Genomic DNA, 5,795 nt, shown 5'->3' with positions numbered 1-5,795 from the left:
GCCCAGGCCCTTCTGGAAAGCCATCGCGCCATGCACGCTGGCGCACATCATGTCCATGCGCGCATCCCGGTCCTGGCCGTCGCGCGTGGCCTGTTCAATGGATTGCCAGCCCCGGCGCAGGCCTTCCAGCGCGATGCCATCGGCCGGCGGGTTGAAGGCCGGCGCGAGGAAGGTCTCGATGCAGTGGGCGATGGCGTCCATGCCGGTGGCGGCCGTCAGGCCCGGCGGCAGTTTCAGAGTCAGCGCCGGGTCGCAGATGGCCGCCTTGGGCAGCAGCTCCCAGTTGTGGAAGCCCAGCTTGCGGCCGTCGTCGACGATGATGATGGCGCCGCGGGCCACCTCGCTGCCAGTGCCCGCCGTCGTCGGCACGGCGATCAGCGGCAGCACCTTGGGGCTGATGCGCCCGGCGCCGCCTTCGATGGTCGCGTAGTGCGTCAGCGGGCCCTCGTGCGTGGCGGCGATGGCCACGCCCTTGGCCAGGTCCATGCTGGAGCCGCCGCCGATGGCGATGAGGCCGTCGCAGTCGAACTCCCGGGCCATCTGCGCCGCCAGCCGCACGGCGGCCTCGGTCGGGTTGGCGGGAGTGCGGTCGAACACGGGGGGCTTGACGTCGAAGGCTGCCAGCGCCTCGTCCAGCACGCCGGCTGCGCGCACGCCAGCGTCGGTGACGACGAGCGGGCGGCGGATGCCGATGCGCTCGCACTCGGCCGGCAGCAGGCGGCTGGCGCCGAACTCGAGTTCGATGCGGGTCAGGTAGAGGATCTGGGCCACGGCGCACTCCCTGCAATGTCTTTGCGCATCCTAGTCCGGCGTGTCTAGACTCGCCGTCATGCGCGCGACTTCACTGCCCCTGCTGCTCCTGGTCCTGCTCGCGGCCTGCGGGGGCGGAGGAGGGGGCTCGGCCCCCACGCCGACGCCGCCGGTCGACAACCAGCCGGGGCTGACCGACACGACGGTCTATTCCTCGGCGGCCGATGCTTCGCTGTCGGGCGCCGTCGAGGCCGCCGCCGTCAGCACCCAGACGCTCACGGCCAACGGCCAGACGCTGAGCTACACCGCCACCGCCGGCCACCTGATCGCGCGCGACGCCACTGGCGCTGCCGAGGCCTCGGTGTTCTACGTCGCCTACACCCTGCCCGGTGCCGATGTGGCGACCCGCCCCGTCACCTTCTTTTACAACGGCGGCCCGGGCTCGGCCTCGGTCTGGCTGCAGCTGGGCAGCTTCGGTCCCAAGCGCCTCGTGGCCAACGCACCCGACACGACGGCGGCGCGGCCTTTCCCGATGATCGACAACGCCGAGCACCTGCTGGGCCAGACCGATCTCGTCTTCATCAACGCAGTGGGCAGCGGCTACTCCCAGGCCATCGCGCCCTTCACCAACCGCAACTTCTGGGGCGTGGACGCCGACGCCGCGCTGTTCCGCGACGCCATCCAGCGCTACCTGGCTGCCAACAACCGCGCCGCCTCGCCCAAATACCTCTACGGCGAAAGCTACGGCGGCCCGCGTACGGCCGTGCTTGCGCGCCAGTTGCAGGAGGCCGGCGTCATGCTTGACGGGCTTGTGCTGCAGTCCCCGGCGATGGACTACAACAGCAATTGCGGCATCACGAACGGGCAGGGCTGCGGCGGCTATCTGCCGAGCTTCGCCGCCGTCGGCGCCTTCCATCGGCTGACGCAGCCTGTGCCGACCGATCTCAACGCCTGGGCGGCGCAGGCRCGTACCTATGCCGACCAGGTTTACGCGCCGGCGCTGCAAGCCTGGCTGGCCAATGTACCGACACCGACGATCTGGCAGCCTCTGGCCAACCTGACCGGTTTACCCGCGGCGCAATGGCAGACGAGCCTGAACGTGTCGGCCGACAACTTCCGCATCTGGCTGATCTCCGGCCAGCAGCTCGGCCGCTACGACGGCCGCATGAAGGCGGCCATCGGCAGCCAGCTCGCCTCGGAGGGCGATGTGTCCAGCACCTGGATCGGCAGCAGCTTCGCCACCGGCATCGCCACCCATCTGCGCGACCAGCTCGGCTACCGCAACAGCTCCACCTATGTCGTGCTGAGCAATGCCATCAACTTCTGGAACTTCAGCCACGCCGGCCGGCCCTTGCCGGACACCTTGCCCGACCTCTCGGTGGCCCTGGCCCAGAACGCCCGCCTGCGCGTGCTCGCCGTCAGCGGCTATCACGACCTGGCCACGCCCTTTCACCTGACAGAGACCGACCTGGCGCGCGTCGATGCCAGCCGCGTGAAAGTCCGCAACTATGCCGGCGGCCACATGAGCTATCTCGACGACGCGACCCGGGTCGCTCAGCTCGCCGACCTCAAGGCCTTCTACGCGAACACGCTGGCCCTGCGTGCCGCTGCCGACCTCGGACCCGAACGGCGAGCGTTGCAGGCTCGACCCTTCGTGATGGTGGATCGCGCCGGTACGCCGCAGCAGCCGGGCAGCGTGGCGCCAACGAGCGAGAACGCCTTCCAAGCCCCGCTGCGCGACCCCTGGGTGCCGCCGACAATGCGGGCCCGATGACGACGCCACTGACCCCACGCATGGCCGAACTGCTGACGCGCATCCAGCGCGCCAAGCGGCCGCCGTTTCACGCGCTGACGCCGCGTGAGGCCCGCTTGGCCTACCGCATGGGCGCAGAGATCCTGGACCTGCCGCGTGCGGCCCTGGCCCGCGTCGAAGATCTGGAGGTGGCTGGCCGGCCGGCACGTCTGTACGCGCCCAGCGCCGACAAGCTGCCCGTGCTGCTGTATCTGCACGGCGGCGGCTTCACGATCGGCGACCTGGAGACGCATGACAGCCTGTGCCGCCAGCTCAGCAATCGCAGCGGCGCGGCCGTGCTGGCGCTGGACTACCGCCTGGCACCCGAGCACCGTTTTCCGGCCGCTGTCGACGATGCCTGGGCCGGCCTGGCCTGGCTGCATGAGCAGGCGTCGGCGCTGGGCCTGGACGGCAGCCGCCTGGGCGTCGGCGGCGACAGCGCCGGCGGCACGCTGGCGGCCAGCACGGCCTTCTTCGCCCGCGAGCAGGGCCTGCCGCTGGCGCTTCAGCTTCTGATCACGCCCGGTACCGCGGCCCGGCTGAGCCATGACTCGCACCGCCGTTTTGCCGAGGGCTATCTGCTCGATGCGACGACCATCGAATGGTTCTTCAGCCACTACATCGACGCCGACCAGCGCAGCGACTGGCGTTTTGCGCCGCTGGAGGCCGAAGACCATGCCGATCTCGCGCCCGCCGCCGTGCTGCTGGCCGAGGCCGACCCTCTGGTGGACGAAGGCCTGGCCTATGCCGACGTGCTGCGCGCGGCCGGCGTGCCGGTGCAGCTGGAACTCGCACGCGGCGTGACCCACGACTTCATCAAGATGGGCCGCAGCCTGCCCGAGGCCGTCGCGGCGCTGGACTTCTGCGCCGCGGCCATCAAGGAACATCTCAAGCCATGAAACGCCAGGACTTCCGCTTCTTCGAACCGCTGCGCGTGCGCTGGGCCGAGATCGACGCCCAGGGCATCGTCTTCAACGGCCACTACCTGACCTATATGGACRCGGCCATCAGCGGCTATTGGCGAGCCCTGGCGCTGCCCTATGCCGACACGATGAAGATGCTGGGCGGCGACCTCTTCGTGCGCCGTGCGGCGCTGGACTACCTCGCCTCCGCCCGCTACGACGACCGCCTGGACATCGGCGTGCGCTGCCGCGAGTTCGGCAACAGCTCGATGAAGGTCGACGGCGCCTTCTTCCGTGGCGACCAGTTGCTGGTGCAGGCCGACATGATCTACGTCTTCGCCGACCCGGTCGCGCAGACGCCGCAGCGCCTGCCCGATGCGCTGCGCGACGTCATCCATGGCTTCGAGGCCGGCCAGAGCGTCGTCGACGTCAGCGTCGGCGCATGGAGCGAGCATGGCGAAGCCGCCGGCGCCATCCGTCGCGAGGTCTTCATCGAGGAGCAGGGCATCCCGGCCGACATGGAATGGGACGCCGCCGACGCGAGCTGCCTGCATGCGCTGGCGCGCAACCGCTTCGGCATTCCGCTGGCCACCGGCCGCATGCTGGAGCATGTGCCCGGCGTGGCCAAGATCGGCCGCATGGCCGTGCTGCGCGCCATGCGCGGCACCCAGATCGGCCGCCAGGTGCTCGACGCGTTGATGGCCGAGGCCAGAAAACAGGGCTACCGCGAGGTGCTGCTGCATGCGCAGCTGTCTGCCGAGAATTTCTATTTGCGCGCTGGCTTCCAGCGGCGGGGCCAGCCGTTTGAGGAGGCTGGCATCGGACATGTGGAGATGGTGCGCGGCCTCTAACCGAGCATCTCGAAGCGCTCAACCTTGCGTTCGCTGGCCAGCCACTCGGCCATCGCCGCTGCCACCTGCGGCTCGCGGTGGGTCCAGCCTTCCGGGTAGATCTCCATCCACGTCCACCGCCCATCGGCGTCCGGCTCGGGGCGTTGCAGCAGCTCGATGGGCGCTTCGACACGAGCCTTGCGAAAGGCGATGAGTGCCGCCTCGACGTTGTCGGCGGCGACGCGGTAGTAGACGTAGAGCTGCACGGTCAGTCTTGGGGCGGGATCTCGTAGGGCAGGGCACGCGGCTGCAGCGTGGCGCCGGTAGCGCTGCCCAGGTGCAGGCTGCCGCCTTCCAATGCCGCGAGCTTGATCTCGGCGGCAATGGCGGTCCGGCCGCCCTTGGACCCACTGCCCGCAACGACGCCAGCGGGCTGCTCCGGGTCTGCGCTGTTAAAGATCTCCTGGCCGATGGTCGCGGGCGCATCCGCCTCGAAAACCTGCAGCCGGCGCTTCAGCGTGCCGCGGTACTGGCTGCGCGCGACGATCTCCTGGCCGRGGTAGCAGCCCTTCTTGAAGTTCACGCCGCCCAGCACTTCGAAATTGATCATCTGCGGCACAAAGGCCTCGACGGTGGCGCCGCGCACCCAGGCCACGCCGGCTTCGGCTTCGGCCCAGGCCCAGTCGTCGGCCGTCATCGCTGCGCCGGTCGGTGCGGGTGCGTTGGCGGGCTGCACGCGCAGCGCGCGACCCGTGCCGGGCAGGGCGATCTGTACGGCTTCGTCATCGCTCGCCAGCGTCCAGGCCTCGGCGGTCGGCTCGCCCAGCAATCCGTAGACCGCGAACTCGGCGCTCGCGTCGCTGAGCTTGCATTTGGCGCGCATGACGAACATGGACAGCCGCTTCAGCGTCGCCGCCAGCGTCTCGGCCGGCAGGGCCAGCAGAATCTCTTCATCACCGCCGCGCCAGCCCACCATCGTCGCCAGCAGCCGGCCCTTGGCCGTGCAGAAGCCGGCCAGGCGTGCGTGCTCGCGGTCGAGCAAGGCGAAGTCCTGGGTCAGCTGGCTGTGCAGGAAGCTGGCGGCGTCAGCGCCCTGGGCGCGGATCACGCCCCAGTCAGAGAGACGGAGTTGGGAGGCTTGCGACATGACGGGAATTATCATCGGCCCCCTTTTGACCGGGCTTTTCACAGGGCATGAAGTGGTTGTTGCGAGCGCTGCTCGTCTTGTTGTTGATCGCAGTGCTGGCTGCAGGCGCCGTCTGGCAGTGGCTGCGCAGCCCGCTGGCGCTGTCGGCGCCTTCGGTGGAGCTGTCCATCGAGCCCGGCACCAACCCGGTGGAGGTTGCCCGCGCGTGGGTCGCTGCCGGCGTGCAGACCGATACCCGCTTCCTCTACCAATGGTTCAAGTGGTCGGGCCAGGCCAAGCAGATCCGCGCCGGCAGCTATGAGGTCCACGCCGGCATCACGCCGCGGGAGCTGCTCGACAAGATGGTGCGCGGCGACCAGGTCATGGAGCAACTG

Annotated in this window: 6 protein-coding genes and 1 pseudogene; 4 read left to right on the top strand and 3 right to left on the bottom strand. The window is 69.5% G+C overall.

Annotated features, from left to right (window positions below):
• Positions 1-771 (bottom strand): iron-containing alcohol dehydrogenase (locus ACXJKR_RS22385; protein ID WP_457324683.1); only part of this gene is annotated, 771 nt, incomplete at its 3' end.
• Positions 772-829: 58 nt separating this feature from the next.
• Between ACXJKR_RS22385 and ACXJKR_RS22380 the strand changes: the two genes are divergently transcribed.
• The 3 genes from ACXJKR_RS22380 to ACXJKR_RS22370 are packed head-to-tail and all read left to right on the top strand — an operon-like array spanning position 830 to position 4,295.
• Positions 830-2,524, top strand: a complete 1,695-nt coding sequence (locus tag ACXJKR_RS22380; protein WP_457324682.1) for a S10 family peptidase — start codon at positions 830-832, stop codon at positions 2,522-2,524.
• A complete protein-coding gene (locus ACXJKR_RS22375) occupies positions 2,521-3,441 on the top strand; it encodes an alpha/beta hydrolase (RefSeq protein ID WP_457324681.1) in 921 nt (306 codons plus the stop codon). Before ACXJKR_RS22380 ends, ACXJKR_RS22375 begins: the two co-directional genes overlap by 4 nt.
• On the top strand, positions 3,438-4,295 hold the full coding sequence (locus tag ACXJKR_RS22370) for a YbgC/FadM family acyl-CoA thioesterase (RefSeq protein ID WP_457324680.1): 858 nt from the start codon (positions 3,438-3,440) through the stop codon (positions 4,293-4,295). Before ACXJKR_RS22375 ends, ACXJKR_RS22370 begins: the two co-directional genes overlap by 4 nt.
• On the opposite strand, the gene ACXJKR_RS22365 is transcribed toward ACXJKR_RS22370, so the two are convergent.
• Positions 4,292-4,540, bottom strand: a complete 249-nt coding sequence (locus tag ACXJKR_RS22365; protein WP_056201645.1) for a DUF4936 family protein — start codon at positions 4,538-4,540, stop codon at positions 4,292-4,294. The two genes, ACXJKR_RS22370 and ACXJKR_RS22365, sit on opposite strands and share 4 nt — an antisense overlap.
• Positions 4,541-4,542: 2 nt before the next feature.
• On the bottom strand, positions 4,543-5,421 hold the full coding sequence (gene ygfZ, locus ACXJKR_RS22360; RefSeq protein ID WP_457324679.1) for a CAF17-like 4Fe-4S cluster assembly/insertion protein YgfZ: 879 nt from the start codon (positions 5,419-5,421) through the stop codon (positions 4,543-4,545).
• A gap of 47 nt (positions 5,422-5,468) precedes the next feature.
• Between ygfZ and ACXJKR_RS22355 the strand changes: the two are divergent.
• A pseudogene (locus tag ACXJKR_RS22355) lies at positions 5,469-5,795 on the top strand (endolytic transglycosylase MltG); the annotation flags it as partial.

It is taken from the genome of Roseateles sp. P5_E11, from assembly GCF_054049355.1.
Note: the sequence above shows the minus strand (reverse complement) of the source record. Positions and strands in the feature narration are given on the sequence as shown.

What these genes read in the sequence shown, in the direction of transcription:
- ACXJKR_RS22375 (WP_457324681.1), top strand. Translation starts at nt 2,521, where the DNA reads ATGACGACGCCACTGACCCCACGCATGGCCGAACTGCTGACGCGCATC.